This is a genomic window from Nocardiopsis aegyptia, assembly GCF_013410755.1.
GTDB lineage: Bacteria > Actinomycetota > Actinomycetes > Streptosporangiales > Streptosporangiaceae > Nocardiopsis > Nocardiopsis aegyptia.
The window spans coordinates 6,282,744-6,304,807 of sequence record NZ_JACCFS010000001.1 but is presented as its reverse complement, the minus strand read 5'-3'; the positions used below and the strand labels follow the sequence as shown (position 1 = coordinate 6,304,807).

Annotated in this window: 20 protein-coding genes and 1 pseudogene; 9 read left to right on the top strand and 12 right to left on the bottom strand. The window is 70.9% G+C overall.

Translation table 11 applies throughout. The annotated features are described in order from the left end of the window. The first annotated feature begins 24 nt into the window (after nucleotides 1-24). Nucleotides 25-1,260 (top strand): M14 family zinc carboxypeptidase, encoded by a 1,236-nt coding sequence (locus HNR10_RS28120; RefSeq protein WP_246406442.1) that lies wholly within the window; start codon nucleotides 25-27, stop codon nucleotides 1,258-1,260. A gap of 97 nt (nucleotides 1,261-1,357) precedes the next feature. On the opposite strand, the gene HNR10_RS28115 is transcribed toward HNR10_RS28120, so the two are convergent. The 4 genes and pseudogenes from HNR10_RS28115 to HNR10_RS28100 all read right to left on the bottom strand — a co-directional run bounded on the left by HNR10_RS28115 (nucleotide 1,358) and on the right by HNR10_RS28100 (nucleotide 6,314). Then, nucleotides 1,358-2,899 carry an FAD-dependent monooxygenase gene (locus tag HNR10_RS28115; RefSeq protein WP_179828737.1) on the bottom strand — a complete coding sequence of 514 codons (1,542 nt, stop codon included), beginning with the start codon at nucleotides 2,897-2,899 and terminating at the stop codon, nucleotides 1,358-1,360. Between the two features lie 245 nt (nucleotides 2,900-3,144). After that, nucleotides 3,145-4,776 carry a hypothetical protein gene (locus HNR10_RS28110; protein WP_179828735.1) on the bottom strand — a complete coding sequence of 544 codons (1,632 nt, stop codon included), beginning with the start codon at nucleotides 4,774-4,776 and terminating at the stop codon, nucleotides 3,145-3,147. Between the two features lie 328 nt (nucleotides 4,777-5,104). After that, nucleotides 5,105-5,152, bottom strand: a pseudogene (locus tag HNR10_RS32225) (hypothetical protein); the annotation flags it as partial. A 133-nt stretch (nucleotides 5,153-5,285) separates the two neighbouring features. Then, nucleotides 5,286-6,314, bottom strand: a complete 1,029-nt coding sequence (locus HNR10_RS28100; protein WP_179828733.1) for a glycoside hydrolase family 11 protein — start codon at nucleotides 6,312-6,314, stop codon at nucleotides 5,286-5,288. Nucleotides 6,315-6,735: 421 nt separating this feature from the next. Here HNR10_RS28100 and HNR10_RS28095 point away from each other — a divergent pair, with 421 nt between their 5' ends. The 3 genes from HNR10_RS28095 to HNR10_RS28085 all read left to right on the top strand — a co-directional run bounded on the left by HNR10_RS28095 (nucleotide 6,736) and on the right by HNR10_RS28085 (nucleotide 8,957). Then, nucleotides 6,736-7,173 (top strand): hypothetical protein, encoded by a 438-nt coding sequence (locus HNR10_RS28095; RefSeq protein ID WP_179828731.1) that lies wholly within the window; start codon nucleotides 6,736-6,738, stop codon nucleotides 7,171-7,173. A 151-nt stretch (nucleotides 7,174-7,324) separates the two neighbouring features. Further along, on the top strand, nucleotides 7,325-7,963 hold the full coding sequence (locus HNR10_RS28090; RefSeq protein WP_179828729.1) for an HD domain-containing protein: 639 nt from the start codon (nucleotides 7,325-7,327) through the stop codon (nucleotides 7,961-7,963). A 25-nt stretch (nucleotides 7,964-7,988) separates the two neighbouring features. After that, nucleotides 7,989-8,957, top strand: a complete 969-nt coding sequence (locus HNR10_RS28085) for an ethyl tert-butyl ether degradation protein EthD (protein WP_218898094.1) — start codon at nucleotides 7,989-7,991, stop codon at nucleotides 8,955-8,957. Nucleotides 8,958-8,983: 26 nt separating this feature from the next. Here HNR10_RS28085 and HNR10_RS28080 read toward each other — a convergent pair whose 3' ends face one another. After that, nucleotides 8,984-9,343 carry an MmcQ/YjbR family DNA-binding protein gene (locus HNR10_RS28080; RefSeq protein ID WP_179828727.1) on the bottom strand — a complete coding sequence of 120 codons (360 nt, stop codon included), beginning with the start codon at nucleotides 9,341-9,343 and terminating at the stop codon, nucleotides 8,984-8,986. A gap of 580 nt (nucleotides 9,344-9,923) precedes the next feature. On the opposite strand from HNR10_RS28080, the gene HNR10_RS28075 reads away from it, so the two are divergent. Next, nucleotides 9,924-10,559, top strand: a complete 636-nt coding sequence (locus HNR10_RS28075; protein ID WP_179828725.1) for a hypothetical protein — start codon at nucleotides 9,924-9,926, stop codon at nucleotides 10,557-10,559. Further along, nucleotides 10,559-11,227, top strand: a complete 669-nt coding sequence (locus tag HNR10_RS28070) for a class F sortase (protein ID WP_179828723.1) — start codon at nucleotides 10,559-10,561, stop codon at nucleotides 11,225-11,227. Before HNR10_RS28075 ends, HNR10_RS28070 begins: the two co-directional genes overlap by 1 nt. A 160-nt stretch (nucleotides 11,228-11,387) precedes the next feature. On the opposite strand, the gene HNR10_RS28065 is transcribed toward HNR10_RS28070, so the two are convergent. The 3 genes from HNR10_RS28065 to HNR10_RS28055 all read right to left on the bottom strand — a co-directional run bounded on the left by HNR10_RS28065 (nucleotide 11,388) and on the right by HNR10_RS28055 (nucleotide 15,068). Continuing rightward, a complete protein-coding gene (locus tag HNR10_RS28065) occupies nucleotides 11,388-12,497 on the bottom strand; it encodes a LacI family DNA-binding transcriptional regulator (protein ID WP_179828721.1) in 1,110 nt (369 codons plus the stop codon). A 683-nt stretch (nucleotides 12,498-13,180) separates the two neighbouring features. Then, nucleotides 13,181-13,834: a class I SAM-dependent methyltransferase gene (locus HNR10_RS28060; RefSeq protein WP_218898092.1), complete on the bottom strand. Its 654-nt coding sequence runs from the start codon at nucleotides 13,832-13,834 to the stop codon at nucleotides 13,181-13,183. 130 nt (nucleotides 13,835-13,964) lie between these two features. Continuing rightward, a complete protein-coding gene (locus tag HNR10_RS28055) occupies nucleotides 13,965-15,068 on the bottom strand; it encodes a substrate-binding domain-containing protein (RefSeq protein WP_179828719.1) in 1,104 nt (367 codons plus the stop codon). 203 nt (nucleotides 15,069-15,271) lie between these two features. Here HNR10_RS28055 and HNR10_RS28050 point away from each other — a divergent pair, with 203 nt between their 5' ends. Continuing rightward, nucleotides 15,272-16,756 (top strand): ricin-type beta-trefoil lectin domain protein, encoded by a 1,485-nt coding sequence (locus tag HNR10_RS28050; protein WP_179828717.1) that lies wholly within the window; start codon nucleotides 15,272-15,274, stop codon nucleotides 16,754-16,756. Nucleotides 16,757-17,020: 264 nt separating this feature from the next. Here HNR10_RS28050 and HNR10_RS28045 read toward each other — a convergent pair whose 3' ends face one another. The 3 genes from HNR10_RS28045 to HNR10_RS28035 form a co-directional block, all read right to left on the bottom strand. Further along, the gene (locus tag HNR10_RS28045) at nucleotides 17,021-17,872 is read right to left on the bottom strand and encodes an alpha/beta hydrolase (protein WP_179828714.1); all 852 of its coding nucleotides are present in this window, start codon (nucleotides 17,870-17,872) and stop codon (nucleotides 17,021-17,023) included. Nucleotides 17,873-18,108: 236 nt separating this feature from the next. Next, nucleotides 18,109-19,278 (bottom strand): thiolase family protein, encoded by a 1,170-nt coding sequence (locus HNR10_RS28040; protein ID WP_179828712.1) that lies wholly within the window; start codon nucleotides 19,276-19,278, stop codon nucleotides 18,109-18,111. A gap of 87 nt (nucleotides 19,279-19,365) precedes the next feature. Next, nucleotides 19,366-20,163 (bottom strand): acyl-CoA thioesterase, encoded by a 798-nt coding sequence (locus HNR10_RS28035; RefSeq protein ID WP_179828710.1) that lies wholly within the window; start codon nucleotides 20,161-20,163, stop codon nucleotides 19,366-19,368. 66 nt (nucleotides 20,164-20,229) lie between these two features. Here HNR10_RS28035 and HNR10_RS28030 point away from each other — a divergent pair, with 66 nt between their 5' ends. Then, nucleotides 20,230-20,811, top strand: a complete 582-nt coding sequence (locus tag HNR10_RS28030; protein WP_179828709.1) for a winged helix-turn-helix transcriptional regulator — start codon at nucleotides 20,230-20,232, stop codon at nucleotides 20,809-20,811. A gap of 298 nt (nucleotides 20,812-21,109) precedes the next feature. Continuing rightward, nucleotides 21,110-21,505, top strand: a complete 396-nt coding sequence (locus tag HNR10_RS28025) for a hypothetical protein (protein WP_179828707.1) — start codon at nucleotides 21,110-21,112, stop codon at nucleotides 21,503-21,505. A gap of 119 nt (nucleotides 21,506-21,624) precedes the next feature. Here the strand turns inward: HNR10_RS28025 and HNR10_RS28020 are convergent, their stop codons facing one another. Beyond that, the gene (locus HNR10_RS28020; RefSeq protein ID WP_179828705.1) at nucleotides 21,625-21,996 is read right to left on the bottom strand and encodes a hypothetical protein; all 372 of its coding nucleotides are present in this window, start codon (nucleotides 21,994-21,996) and stop codon (nucleotides 21,625-21,627) included. Nucleotides 21,997-22,064 lie beyond the last annotated feature (68 nt).

The following is a 22,064-nucleotide window of genomic DNA, read 5'->3' as shown; positions in this document are numbered from 1 at the left end:
CGCCCCTGTCCCCCAGGAGGACTCTTGACCCCCGACCACCCCAGCCGCCCCGGTCACTGCGACCGCCCACGCCACCGCGCGCCCCTCGCCGCCCTGCTCGTCGGCACCGTGCTCGGAACCTCGATGATCGCGCTCGCCTCCCCCGCCTCCGCGCAGCCGGGCGAGGCGAACTGCGGCACCAACACCGGAGACACCGGCGGCCCGTCGTGGACCGACCACGCCGAGCTGGACCGCGAACTGCACGCCCTCGAACGCCGGCGCGGCGACGTGCTGGAGGTCGAGTCGATCGGCGGCTCCCACCAGGGGCGCGACATCTGGTCGGCGCGCGTGGGTACCGGCCCGCAGACCCTGCTGGTCACCAGTGAGATCCACGGCAACGAGAAGACCGGCACCGAGGCGCTGCTCAAGCTCCTGGACACCATGAGCGCCAACACCCCGCAGGCCCGTCGACTGCGCGACCAGGTCACCGTGGTGGCGGTGCCCAAGATGAACCCCGACGCCGGCGAACTGGACCGGCGCGGCAACGACCGCACATGGGACGACGTCGTGGCCGACTTCCCCCAGTTGGAGGGGGCCGAGCCCGCCTGGAACTACTACGACCGGCCGATCCAGGGCGACGACTACGGAGCGCGCCCCGGTTTCGACGTCAACCGCGACTTCAACCCGGACCTGTCCTACACGCCCGACCCCGACGACCTCCCCGGGCGCTCCGACCAGCCCGGCTGGTTCCTGCACCCCGAGTCCCAGGCGGTCCGCGACCTCTACGTGGACCTCACCGAGGAGCGGGGCGAGGTGGACGTCTACATCGACCTGCACCACCAGGGCCCCTGCTACCAGGACGACCAGAACGGGGACTGGGTGAACCTGTCCATCTCCGCCGACTTCGTCCCGGACCCGAACACCCCCGAAGGCGAGAAGTACGCCGAGTACGCCAACCGGTACGACTTCGACCTCTCCCGCCAGGTCAACCTCGCGGTGTACGACGAGCTCAACTCCTACGGCAACTCGGGCTTCGACAACATCACGCTCTACCAGCAGAACCTCGACCTGCCCGGCACGGCGCTGGGCTCCTTCGCGCTGAACGGCAGCGGCACCATGCTCTTCGAGGTGCGCGGCCAGACGCAGAGCTGGGGTGCCCGCCAGCGCGGCCGGCTCATCACGACGGTCGAGCGCGGACTGGAGGCGGTGGTCGAAGGCCTCGCCGACGGGACCCTGGACGACACCGACCCCGAGCGGTACCACTCCATCCCCGGACACTGATCCCCGGCGCCACCACGCGGGGCCGGCCGGAGGGTCGGCCCCGGGCCCGTGCACGGGCCCGGCCGCGCACCCCCGCGAAGAGCGCGGCCGGGCCCCCTCAGTGGGTGGCGGCGCCGAACCACCTGGCCAGCGGGCCCCTCAGGTCCCGCTGGTCCGCACCGACCCACGCCACGTGGCCGTCCGGCCGCAGGAGCACCGCGGGCACGTCCGATTCTTCGCCCGCACCGAGCGCACCGGCCGCACCGGCCGCACCGGCACCGAGCGTGTCGCCACTGCCGCCCTCACCGCCCGAACCCATGGACTCTCCGCCGTCGCTCACACCGCTCGTGCGACCCGTGTCGACGACGTGGTCGACCCGGTCCGCCCAGCCCGCCACCGACAGCCGGCCGGTCCGGTCGAGCAACAGTCCGCGACCGCCGTGCATCAGCCCGTACAGGCGTTCCCGCCCGACCCGTACGTCCCGCAGCCGCCGGCCGAGCAGTTCGTGCCCCTCACCGAAGTCGTAGCGGACGTCGACCGCGGTGACCATCCCGGTCACGTACCGGTTCACCTCCTCGACGTCCATCAGCTCCCGGAACAGCCCCCGCAGCGCGACCGCGCCCGGTTCGTCGCCCAGCAGCGTCATCTGCGCGCGCGTGTTGTCCAGCACGCGCGCCCCCACCGGGTGCCGTTCGTCGTGGTAGCTGTCCAGCAGCCGCTCCGGTGCCCAGCCGCGGACCGCGGCGGCCAGCTTCCACCCCAGGTTGAACGCGTCCTGCACACCGAGGTTGAGCCCCTGCCCTCCGGTCGGCGGATGGACGTGCGCCGCGTCACCGGCCAGTAGAACCCTGCCGACCCGGTAGCGCTCGGCCTGCCGTGTGGCGTCACCGAACCGGGACAGCCAGCGCGGCGAGTGCGCGCCGAAGTCGGTCCCCCCGAGTGCCCGCAACCGCTGCTGGAAGTCGGCCAGGGTCGGCTCGGCCGTACGCTCCTCGGACACCCCCTCCGAGGGAACGACGACGCGGTACACCCCGTCACCGAGGGGTGCGGCGCCGAACCGCAGCTGGGTCCTGCCGACCTCGGCGGTGACCGCGTCGATCTCCTCCTGCTCGGCGGTCAGCCTCATCTCGCCCAGCAGTGTCTCGACCCGGGCGGGCTCCCCCGGGAAGCCGATACCGACCTGCTTGCGCACGGTGCTGCGGGCACCGTCGCACCCCACCACGTAGCGCGCACGCAGCCGTGTGCCGTCGGCCAGGTCGACGGTCACCCCGCCCTCGTCCTGCCCGATCCCCACCACGTCCTGGCCACGCCGGATCTCCACACCGGCCTCGACGGCGTGCTCGTTGAGCAGCCGCTCGGTCACCGGCTGCGGAACCGCGAGGCCGTACGGGTGCGCCGTGTCCAGCAGGTCCGGCCACGGCTTGGTGATGCCCCCGAACAAGCCGCCGACCTGGAACTCCTCGCCGACCGCGCGGAACCGGTCCAGCAGCCCCCGCTGGTCCATGATCTCCACGCTGCGTACGTGCAGGCCCTGGCCGCGGGACTGCCGGGTCGGCTCGGCCAACCGCTCCAGTACGACCACGTGCACGTCGTGCAGCCGCAGTTCGGCCGCCAGCATCAGTCCGGTCGGACCGCCGCCCACCACGATCACCTCAGGCATGAACCCCCCGCTCGCCGGAATCTCCGCTGTTCGAGCGCTCATTCTGCGGGACGACAGGGATCTTGCCGCAAGCCCCGGGGCGCGCTTTAGATTGAGAGTGGCAAGGAGGTTCTGGACTCCTTGCCTTCGCTGTTTTCCGGGCGCTGTGGTACCGGTACGCCCGGGAACACGCACGGGCCCCGGCCGCCTCCCGAAGGCACGGCCGGGGCCCGTTCGGCGCACGGACATCCGGTGTCCGGCTACGGCTACTGCCCCATCAGCGAGCTCAGCAGCGGTCCGAACTCCTCGTCCGAGGTGTGCAGCGTGACCGACCCCTTCTCGTGGTCGATCTCCACCCCGACGGGGCGCAGGTCCGCGGGCGCGCTCTGTTCCCGCCCGCGCGAGGAGGGGTGCCACCAGTAGAGCTGGGTGCTGATGGGCTTATCGGCGTCGGCCGCGAACCGCTGCGCGACCTCGCGCAGGTTCTCCATGGCCGCGACGGGGTGCGCCTGGCCCAGCGGGTGGGCGATGAGCACCTCCGGCACGGGCAGCACCACCAGGGCGCCGTGCGGCGCCTCCCCGAGGTGCCGGCCCAGGTCGTGCACGTTCGCCGCCACGTACGGATGCTGTCCGCCGATGTGCACGAGGCGCGTGCCGTTGATGTCGTGCTCGCTCACCTCGACGGGGTCGGCGAGGGACGCGGCCACGGCCGCGGCGAAGACCTCGGCGTCCGACCGGCCCGAGCTCTCGTGCGCCTTGCGGGACAGCGGCTGCAGGCTCTCGGGACTGTCGACCACGACGGTCTGCCACAGGCCGGGAGCGATCTCCCGGCTGACGAGCTGCTCCAGCACACCTTCGGGGAAGGCCGAGACCGGGTAGAGGCGGACCCTGAGCTCCCCGGAGGACTCGGTGCCCTGCCTCGTCGCCCGGTCCAGCTGGTCGACGACGTTGCGCGCGAAGGCGGCCGCGTGCTCGGCGACCTTCTCCGGGGCCTCGTCGCCCATGGCGGTGCGGAAGCTGCCGATGTCGGCGGAGGCGGTGCCGCCGTTCGGCATCGGCACGAGCATGGTGGACGGGTCCTGGAAGGCGATCTCCGTGCCCAGGTCGCGGAAGGCCGCCACCAGGGCGGTGGCGACGCCGTCCGACGGGTCCACCGGGACGGTCCGCCCGCTCGGGGCGGGCGGGGCCGAGCCGGAGGAGGCGGCCGGTCCGGCATCGCGCTCCCGGGCGGCCTGCGCGACGTACCCGGCGAAGTGGGCGGCCAGGCCCTCCCACTGGTCCTCGGGCATGATGAGCGCCTGGTCGAACGTCGTCCGCATGTCGGTGTCCAGCAGGACCGTGCCGTCGGGCAGGGCCACGCGCAGACCGGTCGGCGGGCGGTGCTCGGCGAGGAGGCCCTCGCGGGAGCAGGCGGCGACCAGGGCGGCACCGATGGCCGTGGTCATCGCGCCGGTGTCGAAGGTGCGCGCCTGGTCGAGCTTGGCCCGGATCCAGTCCGGGAGCACCTCGTCCGCGCGCGGGTAGCGCTCCAGCTCCTGCGCGTAGGCGAGCGGGCTCGGCTCACGGGTCAGGTCGGGCTCGGTGTCGTAGTTGTACTCGACGTCGACCTTCCCGGTGTGGTGGACCGAGACGATCATCGACAGCCAGGTGCCCTTGCCCTCCTGGTAGCAGCGCTGCTTGAGCGCTTCGGCCGCGTCGCGGGCCCCGTCGGGCACCGGCACCTGGCCGACCTGGCCGTCCGCGCCCTGGACGGCCAGCATGTCGTCGTTGAGGGCGCCGATCACCCTGGCCAGGTAGGTGAGCTGCTGCCAGCCCTCGGGAGTCGCCGACACCAGGGCCTGCCCGAGCTCCTGGATGAGTTCGCCCTGATCCAGGGGGCCGGGGGTCTGCGGGTCCATGTGCTGCTCCGTGTCCGTGTGGTGGAAAAGGGGCGGATGCGCCTCCCTTCCTACCGCACGACGGGGACGCTCCGCGTCCGAGCCCGCACGCACGGAGAGTGGCGGCACCCGTAGGGCCGGCCACCGGGGCTGCCCGTCCACCTGGGGCTGCCCGTCCACGTCGGGGCCGCCGATCTCCACGACCGTGGCGTCCGGTCCGTCCGCGCGATGGGTACCGACGGTCGTCGGCACGCGGTGGCCAGGTCCAGCGGTGGGCCCCGGCCGCCACCTCCCCGAGCCGGTAACCGCCCCACGGTCCGGGATCGGACGCCACGTCAGAGCCGAGGTCGCGCAGGCTGGTGACGTCCCGGCGGACGGTGCGCTCGGTGACGTCCATGCGTTCCGCGAGCTCGCCGCAGGCTCCGGGTCCGAGCACACTCGCCCGCACCGCCGAAGAGAGCGTGGCCGCGCCGGATGGGAGCCATCCGGCGCGGCCGCGCGTTCACCGTCTCCCGACGGGTGTCCGTGAGTCAGTTGGCGCTGCAGGAGACCGTCGGCCACGTCCAGTTGCCGTTGTGGTCGATGGTCACGCCCCAGTTGTTGCCGTTGCCGTTGGAGCTGGCGGTCAGCACCTGCGAGCTGGGCCAGCTGGCGTCGACGTTCCACGTGGCGCTGATCTGTGCCGGGGAGGGCACGTTCATCGTCACGGTCCAGTCATCGGCCCCGGACACCGACACGTTGAGGTTGTAGCGGTCGTCCCACTGCTGCCCCGCGGACAGCGAAGCGGTGCAGCCGTCGTTGCCCGGGTCACCGGGGTCGCCCGGGTCGCCCCCGCCGCCGGAGGAGCCCAGCGTGATGTTGGAGTTCCCGCTGCTCTGGTAGCCCTCGGTCGCCATGATCATGTAGTCGTGGCTGCCCAGGTTCATCCCGTGGCTCGCCCACGCGTCGAAGTGGTTGCCCGTGGTGATGGTCCCACTCGTGCGCGGCGACTGGCGGACGCTCCAGTACTGCGGGAACGTCTGCGTCCCGTCGATGGAGGGGGCGTTGTAGCGCATCGTCCGGTAGATGTCGTACGTTCCGCCGTCGGTGTTCACGGTGCCCTGGTAGTCGCCGGTGGGCCGGTAGGTGCCCCAGTCGTCGACGATGTAGTACTCCACGAGCGGACTCCGGGTCCACCCGTAGAGCGTCAGGTACGCGTTCCCGGACGGGTTGAAGCTGCCGGAGTAGTCGACGCTCCTGCGTCCGCCGGTGCTCCAGCCCTTGCCGGCGACGAAGTTGCCGGTGTTGCTCCACTGGGTGCTGTAGTTGCCGCCGGATCCCAGCTCCATCGAGACCGTCCCGGGGGCGTCGGTCCAGAAGGAGTAGAAGTAGCCGTCGTGGTGACCGGTCTCGTTCGAGGTGACAGCCGCGTTGGCGACGCCCGGCTGCAGGGTCACGGTCAGGACCAGCGCCGAGGCGACGGCGCAGGCCCGGCCGATCAGCCGCCTGGCGCCGCCGAACCGGGAGGTTCCCGGGTGGCTGCGGCTCCGTGGCCGCACGGGGGTGTCGTAGGTGGACATGCTTCCTCCTGGGGGGATGGGAGGGACCGGGCCATGGCGGGACGGCCCGGCGATGCTGCCGACGGCCGGGATGACGCCGCGCCACGCGGCGGTTCGATCCGGTCGCCGTCAGTGACGAGTATTGGCCGCCCTTCCGCGGAGTGTCAATAGTTTCGGAAAAGTTTCGATAAATCTCGGCACCCAATAAGCACATCTCGCCTGATCAATACGATTTTGTGGACCGCATCCTCCATTCGAGCCACAGAAGGCCAACGTGCATATCCCGGCTACCGAGCAACGTTTCCGAAAGTTTTCGGATACTCATAGGGCCATCCTGTTCCGCGCGCTGCCCCTCACACCACGGCGCAACAGGTCCCGATCCGACCGAACCGGCCCTGTGGACAACCGAAATCGCCCACCCCTACCAGCACATACTGAAGTCATGTTGACCACCGACGCCCGTACCCTGCTCTCCGCCCTCCTGCGCGATCTGCCCGGCGACCACCACGTCCTCACCCTGAACACCGGCCACGCGATGTCCACCGCTGTCGACGTCCGTGGGGAGGGCTTCGATATCGAACACCCGGAGGTGGTGGAACGCCTCTGCGCCGCCGTCACCAGGTCTTCTCCCTCCGCGCTGGTGCTGCGGACCTTCACCGACCGCGTCTCCCACACGCTGCCCGACGGAACCGCCGTCCCCGTCAAGCTCGTCCGGGGCTGGCGGGTCGGAGAACGCACCCTGTATCCCCTGGACGAGGCGGAGATGTTCGACGCGCACTGCACCGACGCCGCCTCGGGCGAACCCCTCCCGCCCGAACGCGGGGTGGAGTACACCAGCGCCCCCGAGATCGACCTCTCCTCCTTCGACGAGCTCCGATGATCACGCCCACGAGGTTCAGCGGGGGTTCGCCGACCCCGTCGCGGAAGGGCGTCGGACCACGGCGCGCGCCGGGCCCCGGGCGGCCCTGCCCCCGCGCCGACCCATCACGTCCGGCCCCTCCCCGGCTCCCGGCCCGCTACCGTCAGGGGGCATGGACATCCCCACCGACGACGAGATCCATGCCCTGCACGAGAAGTACGCCCCCACGCCCGAGGCCTTCGCGCTCGTGTACACGCACTGCGAGATCGTGTGCGCGATCGCCGAGCACCTGATCGACCGCTCCGAGCTCACCCTGAACCGCGCCCTGGTGCGCGCCGGGTGCCTGCTGCACGACATCGGGGTCTACCGCCTGTACGGCGCCTCCGGCCGACTCGACCACGCGCGCTACGTGAGCCACGGCGTGCTCGGCCACGAGACCCTGACCGGAGAGGGGCTGTCCGAGACCCTGTGCCGGTTCTGCTCCCACCACACCGGTGTGGGCCTGACGCGCGTGGACGTCCGCGAGCAGGGACTACCAGTCCCGGAGCGGGACTACCTGGCCGAATCCGTCGAAGAGGAACTGGTGATGTACGCCGACAAGTTCCACAGCAAGCGCAACCCGCCGGTGTTCCGCACCGCCGACTCCTTCGCGGCGTCCGTCGCCCGCTTCGGTGAGGACAAGGTCGTCCGCTTCAAGGAGATGCGTGCGCGCTTCGGCACCCCCGACCTGGCTCCGCTGGCGACCGCCTACGGCCACGCCCTGGTCCGATCCACTGACGAGGAGGTGCGACCGACAGCCCCGGGCGCCTGACCGGAGGGCTGGGTAGGGGTGCACCATGAGCGCCGAGAACCAACCGATGGCCGACGCCGGAACCGGACGTGTGGGCACGGCCGACCTCGAAAACGCCGCGGACATCGCCCTGACGGCCTTCTGCTGGTGGCGTGCCGACCTTCCGCGACACGTCTGCGAGGACTACTGGCGCGACGTGCACGGGATCATGTTCGCCCGCGCACCCGGCCTGTGGCAGGCCCGGCAGTTGCGCCTCTCCCCCAATCGCCCCGACCTCTGGCCGGCGGCCAGCGGCATGTCCTTCGACGTGTCGCGCGCCGCCCAGCCCCAGGGCCTGCCGCACGGCCTCTTCCGCTCCGAAGCCGACCTGGCCGCGTTCAGCGGCCATCCGTTGGCACAGGAGACCATCCCGAACGACGCGCACCACTTCATCGGCCGTATCGGATCCCAGCTGGCCTCCGGCGGCCGGACGCTGGTCGACGGCATCGACGACCCCGTCGTGCAGGGTCCTCCGCCGGCCCCGACCTTCGTGCTCTGCTTCGTTCCACGCGCCGGGGCCGCCTCGGCCGAGGACTTCCACCGCTTCCTGACCGAGCACATCGCGCGCCCGTGGAGCGCACACCCGGACGTGCTGCGCCTACGCGTCGAACCGCTTCTCCCGTACGCGCAGTCGGTGATGGCGTCGCCAGGGGTGCCGGACCAATGGCCGGGCGACGAGACCTACCTCGGCTGGATCGAGCTGTCCGCGCGCACCGAGGACGTGTTCGACGACCTGCTCTCCGACGTGCTCCGCAACGGCTTCGCCGAGCAGGTCGAGGCGGTCCACACCTACCCGGTCCGCGAGATCTACACGATCATCTCCGCCGGACGGCCGACCGATGTCGGCCTGCGCGGCTATCCGGCCGTGCGGACGATCATGGCCGCGGGCGCGGCCGAGCAGCGCGACGAGAATCTCCTCGAACTCCTCTACGGCGACGCCGTCCACGGCCTGGACCAGCTCAGGCGGTGGTCCTGAGCCGCGTCCGCCGGAGCGTGCCGAGGTCAGGCCGAGACGAGGGACTGCGGGGTCGGCGAGGTGGCCAGCAGCTCCTCGGGCGCCGTCAGAGACCAGGCCTCCAGCGTGAGCTCGCTGAGCTCGTCCAGGTCGATCGCGTCCAGGTGGACGACCACCCAGCCGAACCCGCCGGCCGTGAACTGCACCTCGAACACCTCGGGCCGCTCGGCCACCAGCGCGGCCTGCTCCAACAGCGTCTGCTTCAGCCCCACCGTCGCGGTCCGCGGCCACAGGTAACCGAACGGCTTGCCTTGCACGCGGAACGTCGTGTAGTGCTCCGAGTCCCTGTGCTCACAGTCCGGCAGTGCCTTCACCAACCGCAGAAACCGCTCGATCTCAACACCCATACGTCGAGACAACCACATCCCACCGACACCGCTGCCGGTGAAGCCGCTCAGCCGACGGCTCAGAGCGGACTCCCCCTCCCTCACGGCCTGGACCGCGCGGAAATCGTGCGGCCTGCTCGGACGATTCAGCAGACCCGCAGCCGCCCTCCTTCTGCTTTCGCTGCCGGACCACGCATGAAACCGCCGGCAATATTGACGGATAGCCACGCCCAGGACCGCGCATAGCCATCACCAATAGCAACGCGCAATACACCGGCAGACCACGGACACGAAATCCCTCCCACACAAGAACTCCTGAGCTTTTCGCGCGTCCTCGAAGTGCCCGATCCACGTTGCCGCCATCTCACCCAAGTCCGCATGACCAGGGACAAAATCAGCCATAGGCCTTGATTCTGCCGAACGAGTGAGGTATTGGCCGCGAATTTCGGACCAATGTCGACAACGTTTGGGCTTCTGACGACACGGGCAGAAGGCTTCTCGCCCGGTTTGTGATTGATGCCCTATTTCGTGACGGAGCCGGAGACCTGTGTGCATCGAGCACTCGGCATCGAGCCCCGGCACGAACGCACAAGGGGGACACATGGACATGACGCGTACCGCGACGACCGCTGCCGCGACTCTGGCGTTCGGCACCGCACTCGCTCTGGCCGGCGCCGCACAGGTCCTCGCCGAGGACCTGGCCCCGCCGCCGCCGGACCTGGACTGCTCGGACATCTCCGAGCGCAACATCGACGTCAGCGAAGGCGACCCGCACAACCTGGACGGCGACGGTGACGGCGTCGGCTGCGAGGAGGGCGACGGCTCCGGTCCGGCCCTCTCCGAGGGCCCGTTCTCCGATCCGCCGCCGGACCTGGACTGCCCGGACATCTCCGAGCGCAACATCGACGTCAGCGAAGGCGACCCGCACAACTTCGACGCCGACGGCGACGGCGTCGGCTGCGAGGAGGGTGTCGACTTCGAGTCCGACGACAGCGCAGAGGATGACACCTCGGACGAGGACACCACCGACGATGGCGATGACGCCTCGGACGACGCTGACAGCGCGACCGAGGAGGAGCAGAACGGGGACGACGAGACCCCGGTCGGCGGTGTGGACACCGGTGCCGGTGGGACCGCCGACGGTTCGAACGTCTGGCTGGTGAGCACCGGCGGCGTCCTCGTGGCGGTGGCCGCGAGCGGACTCGTCCTGACCCGCAAGCCGAGGCGCGACGGCTGATGGGCCGTCACACGCGCACCCGCCGCCGCGGCAGCTCCATCGCCGCGGCGGTCACGGCCGTGTGCGCAGGAACCGGCGCCGCGCTCCTGACTCTGGGCCTGGGGCAGGCCTACGTCCCGTCCTCGCCGTCCCTCGACGGCAGTGCACCCATCTCGGCGCCCCCGACCGAGCCGACCGCCCCGGCCGCCGACGGCGAACCCGTCGCACTGGGCAGATCAGCTCCTGTGGCCCTGACCATCCCGGACATCGACCTGCACACCTCGCACATGGTCGAACTCGGACTGGACCACGACCGTCGCCTCGAAGCGCCCCGCGAGTGGGAGGCCGTCGGGTGGTACTCACTGGGAGAGGCCCCCGGGCAGACCGGACCGGCCGTCCTGGCGGGCCACCTGGACTCCGCGACCGGCCCGGCCGTCTTCCACCGCCTGCGCGAACTGCGGGACCGGGACACCGTCTCCGTCGAGCGCGCCGACGGCGTCGTCGTGGACTTCACCGTCTACGCGGTGCAGCGCTACGCCAAGGGCGACTTCCCGACAGAGGAGGTCTACGGCGACACCGACCGCCCGGAGCTTCGTCTCATCACCTGCGGCGGCGACTTCGACACCGCCACCGGCCACTACACGGACAACGTCGTCGTCTTCGCCGTTCTCACGGAAGCCCCCGCCTAGGCCGTTTCGTGCACGCCGGGAGCCCATCGCCACACCTCTGCGCTCGTCAAGCCCAACCGACTGAACTTCGTGCATCGACCCCATCCCCGCGTGCGCGGGGAGCAGTCTCCATAACCTGCGGTTTCACCGAGCCGGGGCGCTGGGCATGACCGCGGGCAGCTCAGCCCTTCGGCCCGCTGCTCTCGCGGACCAGGAGGGTGTGGCCGATGACGATCTCCTTGACGACGGGCGCCTGGGGTTCGGCGGCGGCCTCCTCCGTCGCCCCCTGACCGGAACGGCGGGCCTCGATCTCCGCGATCAACAGCTCCACCGCCGCGCGCGCCAGGCCCGGCTTGTCCGGCGAAACGGTGGTCAGGCTCGGCACGGAGTAGCGGCCCAGGGCAATGTCGTCGAAGCCCACGACGGCCACGTCCCCGGGCACACCCACCCCGGCGTCGTACAGGGCGCGGACCGCCCCCAGCGCCAGCGGATCGTTCAGGCACAGCAGCGCGTCGGGCGGACGTGGGCCGTTCACCAGCTCGGCGGCCAGGTCGGCGCCGTCCTGCCAGTGGAAGTGCCGGGCCGGCCGCACCAGCGCGGGGTCGTATTCCAACCCCCGGGCCTCGAGGGCCTCTCGGTAACCCTGGGCGCGTAGCTCGGCGGTCCCGGTCGGCCCCGGCGGGCGTCCGCCGATCACCGCGATCCGTGTCCTTCCGGAGTCGAGCAGGTGGTCGGTGGCCTCGCGCGCGGCCCTGACGTTGTCGATCGTGACATGGTGGTGGCGCCCCGCCTGGGGCGTCTCGCCCAGGAGCACGACCGGGAGCCGGGTGCGGTGGGCGTCGAGGTCGTCGTCGTCCATGGCCAGCGGGTTGAACAGGACCCCGTCGACGAAGTCGGTGCCGAACCCGTCGAGGGCGGCCATCTCGCGTTCGCGGCGGGCCTCGGTCTGGTGCACGAGCACGGTCCGCGAGTGGCGTTTGGCCTCCCTGATGATCAGGTCGGAGAGTTCGGCGAAGTACCCGAGATCGAGTTCGGGCACGATCAGCGCGATCACCCCAGACTCGCCCCGGCGCAGGTGGCGCCCGGCGAGGTTGACCCGGTAGCCCAGGGCGGCGATGGCCTCCTCCACGGCGGCGCGTGTCCTGGGGCTGATGTTGGGGTGGTCGTTGATGACGTTGGACACCGTCTTCTGCGAGACCCCCGCACGTTGCGCGACATCCTTGATTCGCGGCCTGTTCCCCACAGACACCTCCGTTCGGCGCCATCCTAGTAGGGACCTGTCCGGCAACATCCCGGTCGCTCGCCGTGGAGCCGCGGGCCTCCCCTTCGGCCTCCGCCCTTCCATGACCGGGGGGTTTACATCGATGTAAAAATATGCTCACATGGCCCCCGGCATGACGTGGATCACACAGTGACCGCGCCCGCCTTCACCGAGGGGAGCCCCATGCAGACTCCGGCACCACCCGGAAGCGGACCCTCCGCGCCGCAGCGCCCCGAGTACCCCCGCCCCAGTTCGCCCGGGCCGACTGGCTGTGCCTGAACGGCTCGTGGGGCTTCGAGATCGACTGCGGCGACAGCGGCCTCGAGCGGGGCCTGCGCGACACCGAACCCGCCGGAACCATCACCTGGAACCGCGCCGACGGGAACTGCTCGACCGTGTCCTGGACGGACCCGTCGTGACGACACGGGACCTCACACAGACCTCGGTGCTACCCGTCGAACCCGGCTATCGCATAGCGCTAAGAACGGGAGGCCGAGGAGAGCTTCCCCAAGCTTGCACACACCGCCACCCAACTGTCAGTCCCTCCGCGTATGCACAAGGTGAGATTGGTCGTCCCCGGTCGGCTGTAGTCCGGCCGGCGTGTGTGGAGGTTCTATGGAATCCGGATTCTGGAGCCGCTGGGTGTGGTACCGCACCTGTGATCGGCCCACAACGGGGCCGAGTTCACGTGCATCGAGTGCGCACATCCTCGATCAGGCGCGATCGCCCGGCCGCAGGACCGCGGAGGCACGCACGTGCACGTTCACCGCGTAGCCGCCACCCCTGTAGGGATCACCATCCCAGGTGGCGCACCGCCGCACTGGCTCCAATCCGCTTCGCGCACACCAGCGGTCGTAGTCCTCCAAGGTGACCGGCGCCGAGGTCAGCGGCAGGTGAGCGGCATCGACGCCGAAACCCGTGACGAACAGGCCTCCGGGCTTCAACAGCGCTGCCAGGCAGGCGATCACCGCCGCCTCGGTCCCCTCTGCGAGCAACGGAATGACGTTGCCCGCCGCCACGACCATGTCGAAGTCCGGTTCCAGGCCCAGGGAGTCGATCTCGGCGAGATCGGCCTCCAGCCACGTCATGGCCGGGGCGGCCCGGCGTGCCTCGGCGAGCATGGAGGCGTCGAGGTCCACGCCGACGCAGTCGTAGCCCCCCTGGGCGAGCCGGATCGCGACACGCCCGGTGCCGCAACCCGCGTCGAGTACGCGTGCGCCGGGTTCGAGCAGCGCCGCACAGAAGCGGGCCTCCCCATGCACGTCGGCCCCGGACGCGGCCAGCTCGGCGAACCTGGCGGCGTAACGCGCCCCGCTTCGCCCACCGGTCAGTTCGGCCCAGCGGCTGTCCGGTTCTTTCTCTCCCACAGCACCTCCCGGAGCTCGCGGCGATCGTGCGCGTCCACCGTCGAGTATGCCGCGCGAGCGGAAGCCCCGCGCACGCCGGAGACGCTGTTCCGCCGGTCCTGCCCTCCGGGGGTGCTCTCGCCCTGTGGTGTCACCGTGGCTCTGTTCTCCTGACGGAGGAGTCGCGCAGGTTCAGTTCCGGGAGGACGAGCACGCGTTGGCCGGGGCGGCGCCTGCCCTCCAGGAGCCGGGAGACCATCATCTCGACCGCGACCCGGCCGACGCGGGCCTTGGGCGGTCGGACGGCCGTGATCGCCGGCTGCGCGAGGTGGGCGACCTCGTCGTCGTAGCCGACCAGCGCGATGTCGTCCGGGATCGCGATCCCCTGTTCGGTGAGGTACTGGGCCACGGAGATGGCGTCGGGGTCACTGTGCACGATCAACGCCGTGATCCTGGACCTGCGGCACCGGTCCAGGATGCCCTCGATGATCTGGCGGTGGCCCGGCACGTGGAGGGACACCCCCTGCCGGACCACGAAATCGCTGGGCAGGTCGAGCTCCTCGCAGGCCTTGAACCAGCCCTGCACGAGGTGGGCCGACGTCGGACTGCCCTCGGACAGCACCAGTCCGACACGGCGGTGGCCCTGTGCGTGGAGGTGGCGCACGGCCATCTCCAGACCCAGCGCGTGGTCGCTGCGCACCCACTCCAGCTGGTTCGGCGTCCAGTGGGGGAACTGCCGCTCCACCATGATCGTCGGCACCGGCAGGTCGCTGATCCAGTCGACCATCTCGTCGACGCCCCCACCGTCGAGGTTGGGGGCCAGGAGGAGGCCCTGCACCTGCCCGGCCTCGATCAGCCGGCTGATCTGGCGGCGGTCCTCGGCCTGGTCGTAGCTGGAGCCGCGCAACTGGAGCTGCACGCCGAGGGCGGCGGAGGCCGCGCGTGCGCCCCTGACGACCCGTGGCCAGTAGTAGTCCAGCGAGGGCACGACCATGCCGATCGTCAGGGACGCCGCCGTGGGGCGGTTGCGGCGTGCCGGGGTCTGGCCCGCATGGAGATCGGTCGGCAGGGTGGCGCCCCCGTGCACCTTGGTGAGCAGCCCGCGTGCGGCCAGGGCGGCGATGTCACGCCGTACGGTCAGCTCGCTGACCTCCAGCAGCCTCGCGAGGTCGCGGACCCGTACGGTGCCGTGCCGGCGCAACTCGCCCATGAGCCGTTCCCTGCGCTGGTGGGCGAACGGTCGGTCTTGGGTCATCCGGCACTCTCTCACGAAGCCGATCTGTTCGTCTATGTATGTTCTTGTTCGTTCATGATTGAGAGGTAGCGGATTCGTGCTGTTGCCGACTATTTCTGGTTCAACGCATGCGGTGAAAACAGGCCGCTGGTCCGGCTCTCACGGGAAGGCACATCCGACACGAACCCGCGGCCCTGGCGTTGCCCCCCTGAATGAGGAGAACCATGCTCCACCCCCGTGTCGCCCGTACCCCCCGAGGCGGCCGTTCCCCCGCACCCCCCGCGCACAGGCGCCTGCTCCGCGCGATGCTGGCCGCCTCGCTGACCACGCTGCTCGCCGTACCGGTCGGCATCATGTCCGCCGCGCCCCCGGCCGCGGCGGCCGACCTGGACGCCTCGCAGTTCGCGGGTGTGAACTGGGCGGTTCCCGGCGACAACTTCGTCGACGGCCCCCTCGTCCTCGAAGGACTGGACCGGTCCGACGACTACGCGACCGTCAGCGCCAAGGCGGACGCCGTCTACCGCGGTTTCCAGAGCACCGTCGGCGCCAACACCGTCCGGCTGCCCGTCAACACCTACTCCGTCCCCGGCACGGACTGGGGTGACTCCTACGCCGGAGCCATCGACGCCGCGACGGCCAGGGGCATGAAGGTGATCCTCGGCTACTGGGAGGACGGCGCCTCCTCCGGCGGCAGGATCGTGGACGAGGCCGCCTTCGACGAGATGTGGGACGCCCTCGTCGACGAGTACGGGTCCAACGGCCTGGTCTACTTCCAGCCGATGAACGAGCCCCACGGCTACAGCGCCGGCGCGTGGGCCGACATCGCCGCCGACTGGGTCGCGCGCTACCCCTCGGTCCCCAGGGACCGGATCGTCGTGAGCGGCAGCGGCTACAACAGCGAGGTCACCTCGGTGTGCGGCGACAGCCGCCTGGACGGAACCCACCTGTCGCTGCACATCTACGCGTTCCAGTTCGATTCCATGAGCTACGACGAGTGGATCAGCCTGTTCCGGGACCGGATCGGTTCCTGCGGCACGCGCACCATCCTGGACGAGTTCGGCGCCCCGATGGACGACGGCCGCGACTACAACGAGCCGAACAGCTCGGACAACTTCGTCCGCTACATGCGCGCCGCCACCGACGCCGTCCACGACCTCGACATGGGCGCGGTCTACTGGCCGGCCCTGGGCGGCAAGCACACCTACAGGCCCGACTACGACTGGTACTCCCTCTACGCCCTCCACGGCAGCGGCACCGACCTGACGCTGAGCGTGCGCAACCCCACCCAGATCGACCGGCTCGAGTACGCGTTCGGCCTCGACGACAGCACGCCGGACACGGGGCTGGAGAACGTCGGCGTACCGGGCTGCCTCGACGTTCCCGGAGGCACGCGGGAGAACCGCACCCAGGTCCAGATCTGGGACTGCAACGGCGGTTCGAACCAGCAGTGGACCAGGACGGCCTCCGGAGAGATCACCGTCTACGACGGCGCGAAGTGCCTGGACGCCCTGGGCGGGGGCGCGACCGACGGCACGAGGGTCGGCATCTACGACTGCAACGGCCAGGACAACCAGAAGTGGACCTTCCACTCCGACGGCACCCTGCGCAGTGACGCGTCCGGCCTCTGCCTGGACGTCGGCCGGGACACGTCCAGAGCCCAGCTCTGGTCCTGCTGGGGCGGCGACAACCAGCAGTGGCAGGTCACCTAGGAGTCGTCCGCCGAAAGGTGTCGACCGGCGCCGTCACGCCTTTCGCCGACCGATGGTTCTCGGTTTCGTGTTCTGCGCGGCCGTCCGTTTCGGCATCGAGCGAGCCGCGTTATCCCGGCGGATTCGGAATGCGCCGCACGGCGCTCCAGATGTCGAATGGACAAGCCGGGAACAATGCCGACGCCTTCCGTTCCGGCACACGGATGAACCGGGGCCGCACTCCCGCGCCCCGGTTCATCCTCCTGCACCCGTGACCGGGTGTGGCTAGGAGAGGTTCTTCTGGTCGGTGTCCCAGTCCGGGTCGGTGCACAGACCGCAGTCACCGCCGACGAACCGGGCGCGGGCCTGGGTGTCGCCCTTGAGCTGCCAGTCCAGCCAGGCGGTGCCCACGCGGCCGTACTCGCCGCCGTTGGGCTCGGCGAAGGTGCCGTAGTGGCCGACGTCGAGGTGTCCCATGAAGGCGGGCAGGCCGCTGGGCAGGTCGTCCCAGTCGTTCAGGGCGTTCTCGTAGGCGATGTCGCTCGGGCCGCCGGTGAAGTAGGCGATCGGGGCGTGCAGGTGGTCGAGCCGGTTCGGGTCGGCGTCGCTGAACATCCCGCTGTTCCAGATCACCGTGGTGTCGATGCGGGGATCGTCGGCCACCTCGTAGGTCTCCAGCCCGCCGCAGGACTGCCCCATCACCGCGATGCTGTCGGTGTCGAGCCTGCCTCGGTACGGGCTGAACAGGCGCGTGTTCTCCCGGACCGCCCAGTCGACGGCCTCCGTGAGCATCTCGGCGTCGGTCTGACCGCTGCCGCCCGGACGGCCGTTGGCGATGACCAGGTAGCCGTGCGATGCGAACTCGGTCAAGATGTTCTCGAACCACGTGCCGTCGGCACGGCAGGCGCCGTTGCCCCAGGCCACGATCGGCAGCGGCTCCTCGTCCGGGAGGTCGGACGGACGGTAGATCGTGTGGTCGCGCAGGCGCCACGTGGTCGTGTACTCGGCGTCGTAGGGCCCGGTGCCGCCCGTGGCCTCGACGGTGTCCGCGGACACCGTGGCGGGAAGGGCGAACGCGGCGACGACCAGGCCCAGGAGAACGGCCGAGGCGCGGCGCAGTGAGTGGGACGAGCGCATGTGTCTGCTCCTTGCGGGGGGAATGGGGAATATTCGGAGTCGGGCATTTTCGTGCGCCCCCGGAACGGAATATTCGCCTTGACCGCACCCCTGTCAATGAGGAGCCGACACGACGCGTCGTTTCACCGATGGGACGGATGACACCCCCTTTTTCCGACGCCGGGAAATAGTAGTCCTCCGACCAGCCGCTTCGCTCCGGCGGGGCGCCGCTCCCCCACCGTGAGGGCGGGATCGGTTCACAGCCGTTCGACGACGGTCGCGTTGGACAGGCCGCCCGCCTCGCACATGGCCTGGAGACCGTAGCGGCCGCCGTGCTCGTGGAGAGCGTGCACGAGGGTGGTCATCAACCGGGCCCCGCTGGCGCCGAGCGGGTGGCCGAGGGCGATCGCGCCGCCGTTGACGTTGACGCGGTCGGGGTCGGCACCGGTCTCGGCCGCCCAGGCCAGCACGACGGAGGCGAAGGCCTCGTTGATCTCGAACAGGTCGATGTCGTCCATGGACAGCCCGGCCCGGTCCAGCACCTTGCGGGTGGACGGGATGACCGCGGTGAGCATGTACAGCGGGTCGTCGGCGGCGACGGCGAAGCTGTGCAGCCGGGCGAGCGGGCGCAGCCCGAGCTCGGCGGCGCGCTCCGCGCTCATGATGAGGACGGCGGCGCTGCCGTTGCTGAGCGGGCTGGCGTTGCCCGCGGTGACGTCCCAGGTGATCTGCGGGAACCGGGCGGCGGTGTCGTCGTCACGGTAGGCGGGGCGCAGAGCGGCGAGGGTGTCCAGGGTGCCGCCCTCGCGGATGCCCTCGTCGGTGGTCAGGCCGCCGATGGGGGCGAGCTGGCCCTCGAAGGCGCCGCGCCGGGTGGCCTCGGCGGCCCGGGCGTGGCTGGTGAGGGCGAACTCGTCCATCCGCTGTCGGGAGATGCCCCAGCGCGCCGCGATCAGTTCGGCCGCCACGCCCTGGCCCACGAGCCCCTCGGGGTAGCGCTTGGCGAATCCCGAACCGAGCGGGTCGGCCGAGCCGACCAGGTTCGTTCCCATGGGCACCCGTCCCATGGATTCCACACCCGCGGCGACGACGATGTCGTAGGCGCCCGCGATCACCCCCTGAGCGGCGAAGTGGACGGCCTGCTGGCTGCTGCCGCACTGGCGGTCGACGGTGGTGGCGGGGACGGACTCGGGGTATCCGGCGGCGAGCAGGGCACGCCGGGTCATGTTGGCCGCCTGCTCGCCGTGCTGGGTGACGACGCCGCCGATGACGTCGTCCACCAGGGCCGGGTCCAGGCCGGTGCGCGCCGTGAGGGCTTCGAGGCTGTGCGCCAGCAGGTCGACGGCGTTGACGTCGTGCAGGGCGCCGGTCGGCTTGCCCTTGCCGATGGGTGTGCGTACGGCGTCGACGATGACTGCTTCGGGCATGTCCTTGTCCTTCTCTGGTGAGGGGTCGCGTGACTTCTCCGGCGACCCGTGGCCTCGGCGGGGAGGGGCCCGTGGCGGTGTCGGGGATCAGACGGGCAGGATGCGGCGGAGTTGGCGCCCCTGGGCGGCGAGTTCGCCGCGCCGGGTGTGCAGGGTGGTCTCGTCCACGCACAGGTCGGCGGACGCCCAGACGGTGCGGTGGCGGACCAGGTGCCACGGGGAGTCGTCGCGGCAGGGCGCGAAGTGCACCGACAGTTCCAGGGTCGGGACGGGCGCGGGCCGGTCCCAGACGGCGAAGAGGCCGGGCGGCATCGCGTCGATGAGGATCAGGCGCCGGGACGACGCGTCCAGGTGGTCGATACCGGGGGCCCGCGGGTCGATCCGGATCCAGGCCGTGTAGGCGGGGTCGGTTCCGGCGGCGAGCGGGCGCGAGGCGCCGAGCGGTCGGATGTCGACGTGGGCGCCGAAGGCGACCAGGGCGCTCGGCAGGGCGAAGCGTTCCAGGGTCTCGGGTTCGGGGGGCGGCGACTCGGAGGGTGGTCCGAGGGGCGACGCGGGCGGGGACGCACCGGGTCGGATCGTCGTGGGCGACTCCGGCCCGTGGACGTGCCGGACCAGGGCGGTCGCCCGACCGTCGATCGCGGCGAGGGCGGACGCGGACCGGCCGCCGCGCAGCTCGCGCACCGTGATCTCCGCGGGCCCGGGCGGCACCGCTTCGAGGAAGTGGGCCGACAGCGACCCGGGCGTGCCGCCGAGGAGGTCGGTGACGGCCTGGTGGAGGCCGGCGGCCACCAGGCCGCCGTGCGTGCCGCCGAAACCGGCCCACCGCTCCGCGAACACGGTGGGCCACGTGCCTTCGCGCAGCGTCTGACTATGGCTATCCATAGCCAGGAAGCTAGGACGCTGGCTATGGATCTGTCAAGTCAGAGGCGCGCGGTTAGGCTTCTGGGCATGAACATCAAGCTCGACCGCTCCCTCGCCGATCTGCGCTCCTGGCATCCGGACGAGTGCGGCCTGGTCATGGCGTTGGACGCCATCGGCCCCCGCTCGTCGATGCTGATCCTGCGCGAGGCCCTGCTGTACGGGACCCGTCGGTTCGAGCTCTTCGTCGAGCGCGTCGGCGTGACGGAGGCGGTCGCCTCGGCCCGCCTCAAGCAGTTGACGGAGGCCGGGCTGCTGGCCCGTCGCCCCTACAAGGAGCCGGGCAGTCGGACCAGGTACGAGTACGTCCCCACGGACAAGGGCCGCGACCTCACGCCCGTGGTGCTGGCGCTGTTGCAGTGGGGTGCCAAGCACCTGCAGCCGGAGGGCGCACCGCTGGCCGTGGTCGACGACGCCTCGGAGCAGCCCGTCCGGGTCGGCTTCGTCGCCCAGGACGGCACCGAGCGCACGAGCGAGGACCTGCGCATCCGCCCCACCGAGCACGCCCGCCGGGCCGCACGGGCGTCGAGGGACGCGAGGGCCGCCGCGAGGGCCGGGGCGGCGAGGGAATCGGCCGAGGGTGCGAGAGATGATTCCGCCGGCGGGAAGTGATGAACCCGCACAGCCGAATCAGTGTGCCTTCGCGGACACGAAGGCGGCGAACGGTGGCGGCGGGGTCGACTACGCACGATATGGACAGCGGCGAAGGCGGGTTCGGGACGCCGACCCGCCACGCAGGTGAGGCGGACGATCGCGAGTCCGGACGATTCCAGCGCGGATATTTCGGGGCAAGGCAGAAATTCTGATCGGCCTTCCGTGCGCGTTTCTCCTCCCCGACGCATCCTCGTTTTCCGATATTCGCGACGGGTGAAGCCTTCCGTGGAACACCCGCTTCGACGAAGGAACCAACGTGTCGACATTGATGCGCGCCGCCGCGCTCGCTCTGGGGAGCGCGGTCCTCGCGACCGCTCTGACCGCGCCGCCGGTGCACGCTCAGGAGGCGGCCGCGGCCGAGGCCGCCGCGTGCAGCTTCTACGCCAATGCCCCGTACATGAGCGGTTCCAGGACCGTGGCCGCCCGCGCGGGCAGCTCCGGTTGCCCGACGAACTGGACCTTCAACGCCTACCTGGAGAGCTCCCGCTGGTGGGGGTGGGCCAGGGACTCACACGTGCGCTGGGTCGGCAGCAGCTCGCGGACCCTGTCGGCGGCATGCGCCGGCACCCACGAGCACCGGCTGCGCATCGTGGGCGACAACGGACTGTGGAACTCCAGTGAGACCAGCAGGGAGGTGACCCTCCACTGCTGATCGCGTAGGGCGCGCCGCACGGATCCGGCCGTCGCCGACGGCCCGGCGTCCGTGCGGTGCGCCCGTTCCCGGTGTTCGGGCGGCGCCCGGGACCTCCCCCGGGCCCCTCCACGCGGGATTCACCGGTCGCGCTCGCCTTGTCCGCCCTCCATCGTTCCCCGCGGGGGTTCGCCGGTGTGGGTGCCTCCGACGATGCGCGCGTCCCGGGCCTGGATCACCGTGCCCCCGGTCACGTCGCCGGCCACCGTGTTCACCACGCTTCCCGCGCCCTTCGCATGGGACGGAGCGGCGGAGGCACGGGTTCGCGGGACGATGGCCCAGGTGAGAACGGTGGCGATCAGCGCCAGGGCCGCGACGATACCGGCAGCCCACGATGCGGCCTCCCACCCGTTGCGGGTACCGGGTCCGCCGCCGAACCACAGTCCGGCTCCCAGCGCGGCCAAGATCCCGATGCTCGCCGCCATGGCCCAGATCCACCTTGCCTTGTTCATGCCCTCGATTGTGGCGGGTCCCGCCCCGCGGGGTAAGGGGCGACCGGATGACCGCGTCGCGCCGGGGC

Coding starts and splice junctions, on each gene's coding strand:
- HNR10_RS28115 (WP_179828737.1), bottom strand. CDS start 2,899: ATGCCTGAGGTGATCGTGGTGGGCGGCGGTCCGACCGGACTGATGCTG.
- HNR10_RS28110 (WP_179828735.1), bottom strand. CDS start 4,776: ATGGACCCGCAGACCCCCGGCCCCCTGGATCAGGGCGAACTCATCCAG.
- HNR10_RS28100 (WP_179828733.1), bottom strand. CDS start 6,314: ATGTCCACCTACGACACCCCCGTGCGGCCACGGAGCCGCAGCCACCCG.
- HNR10_RS28095 (WP_179828731.1), top strand. CDS start 6,736: ATGTTGACCACCGACGCCCGTACCCTGCTCTCCGCCCTCCTGCGCGAT.
- HNR10_RS28090 (WP_179828729.1), top strand. CDS start 7,325: ATGGACATCCCCACCGACGACGAGATCCATGCCCTGCACGAGAAGTAC.
- HNR10_RS28085 (WP_218898094.1), top strand. CDS start 7,989: ATGAGCGCCGAGAACCAACCGATGGCCGACGCCGGAACCGGACGTGTG.
- HNR10_RS28080 (WP_179828727.1), bottom strand. CDS start 9,343: ATGGGTGTTGAGATCGAGCGGTTTCTGCGGTTGGTGAAGGCACTGCCG.
- HNR10_RS28075 (WP_179828725.1), top strand. CDS start 9,924: ATGGACATGACGCGTACCGCGACGACCGCTGCCGCGACTCTGGCGTTC.
- HNR10_RS28070 (WP_179828723.1), top strand. CDS start 10,559: ATGGGCCGTCACACGCGCACCCGCCGCCGCGGCAGCTCCATCGCCGCG.
- HNR10_RS28065 (WP_179828721.1), bottom strand. CDS start 12,497: ATGTTGCCGGACAGGTCCCTACTAGGATGGCGCCGAACGGAGGTGTCT.
- HNR10_RS28055 (WP_179828719.1), bottom strand. CDS start 15,068: ATGACCCAAGACCGACCGTTCGCCCACCAGCGCAGGGAACGGCTCATG.
- HNR10_RS28050 (WP_179828717.1), top strand. CDS start 15,272: ATGCTCCACCCCCGTGTCGCCCGTACCCCCCGAGGCGGCCGTTCCCCC.
- HNR10_RS28045 (WP_179828714.1), bottom strand. CDS start 17,872: ATGCGCTCGTCCCACTCACTGCGCCGCGCCTCGGCCGTTCTCCTGGGC.
- HNR10_RS28040 (WP_179828712.1), bottom strand. CDS start 19,278: ATGCCCGAAGCAGTCATCGTCGACGCCGTACGCACACCCATCGGCAAG.
- HNR10_RS28035 (WP_179828710.1), bottom strand. CDS start 20,163: ATGGATAGCCATAGTCAGACGCTGCGCGAAGGCACGTGGCCCACCGTG.
- HNR10_RS28030 (WP_179828709.1), top strand. CDS start 20,230: ATGAACATCAAGCTCGACCGCTCCCTCGCCGATCTGCGCTCCTGGCAT.
- HNR10_RS28020 (WP_179828705.1), bottom strand. CDS start 21,996: ATGAACAAGGCAAGGTGGATCTGGGCCATGGCGGCGAGCATCGGGATC.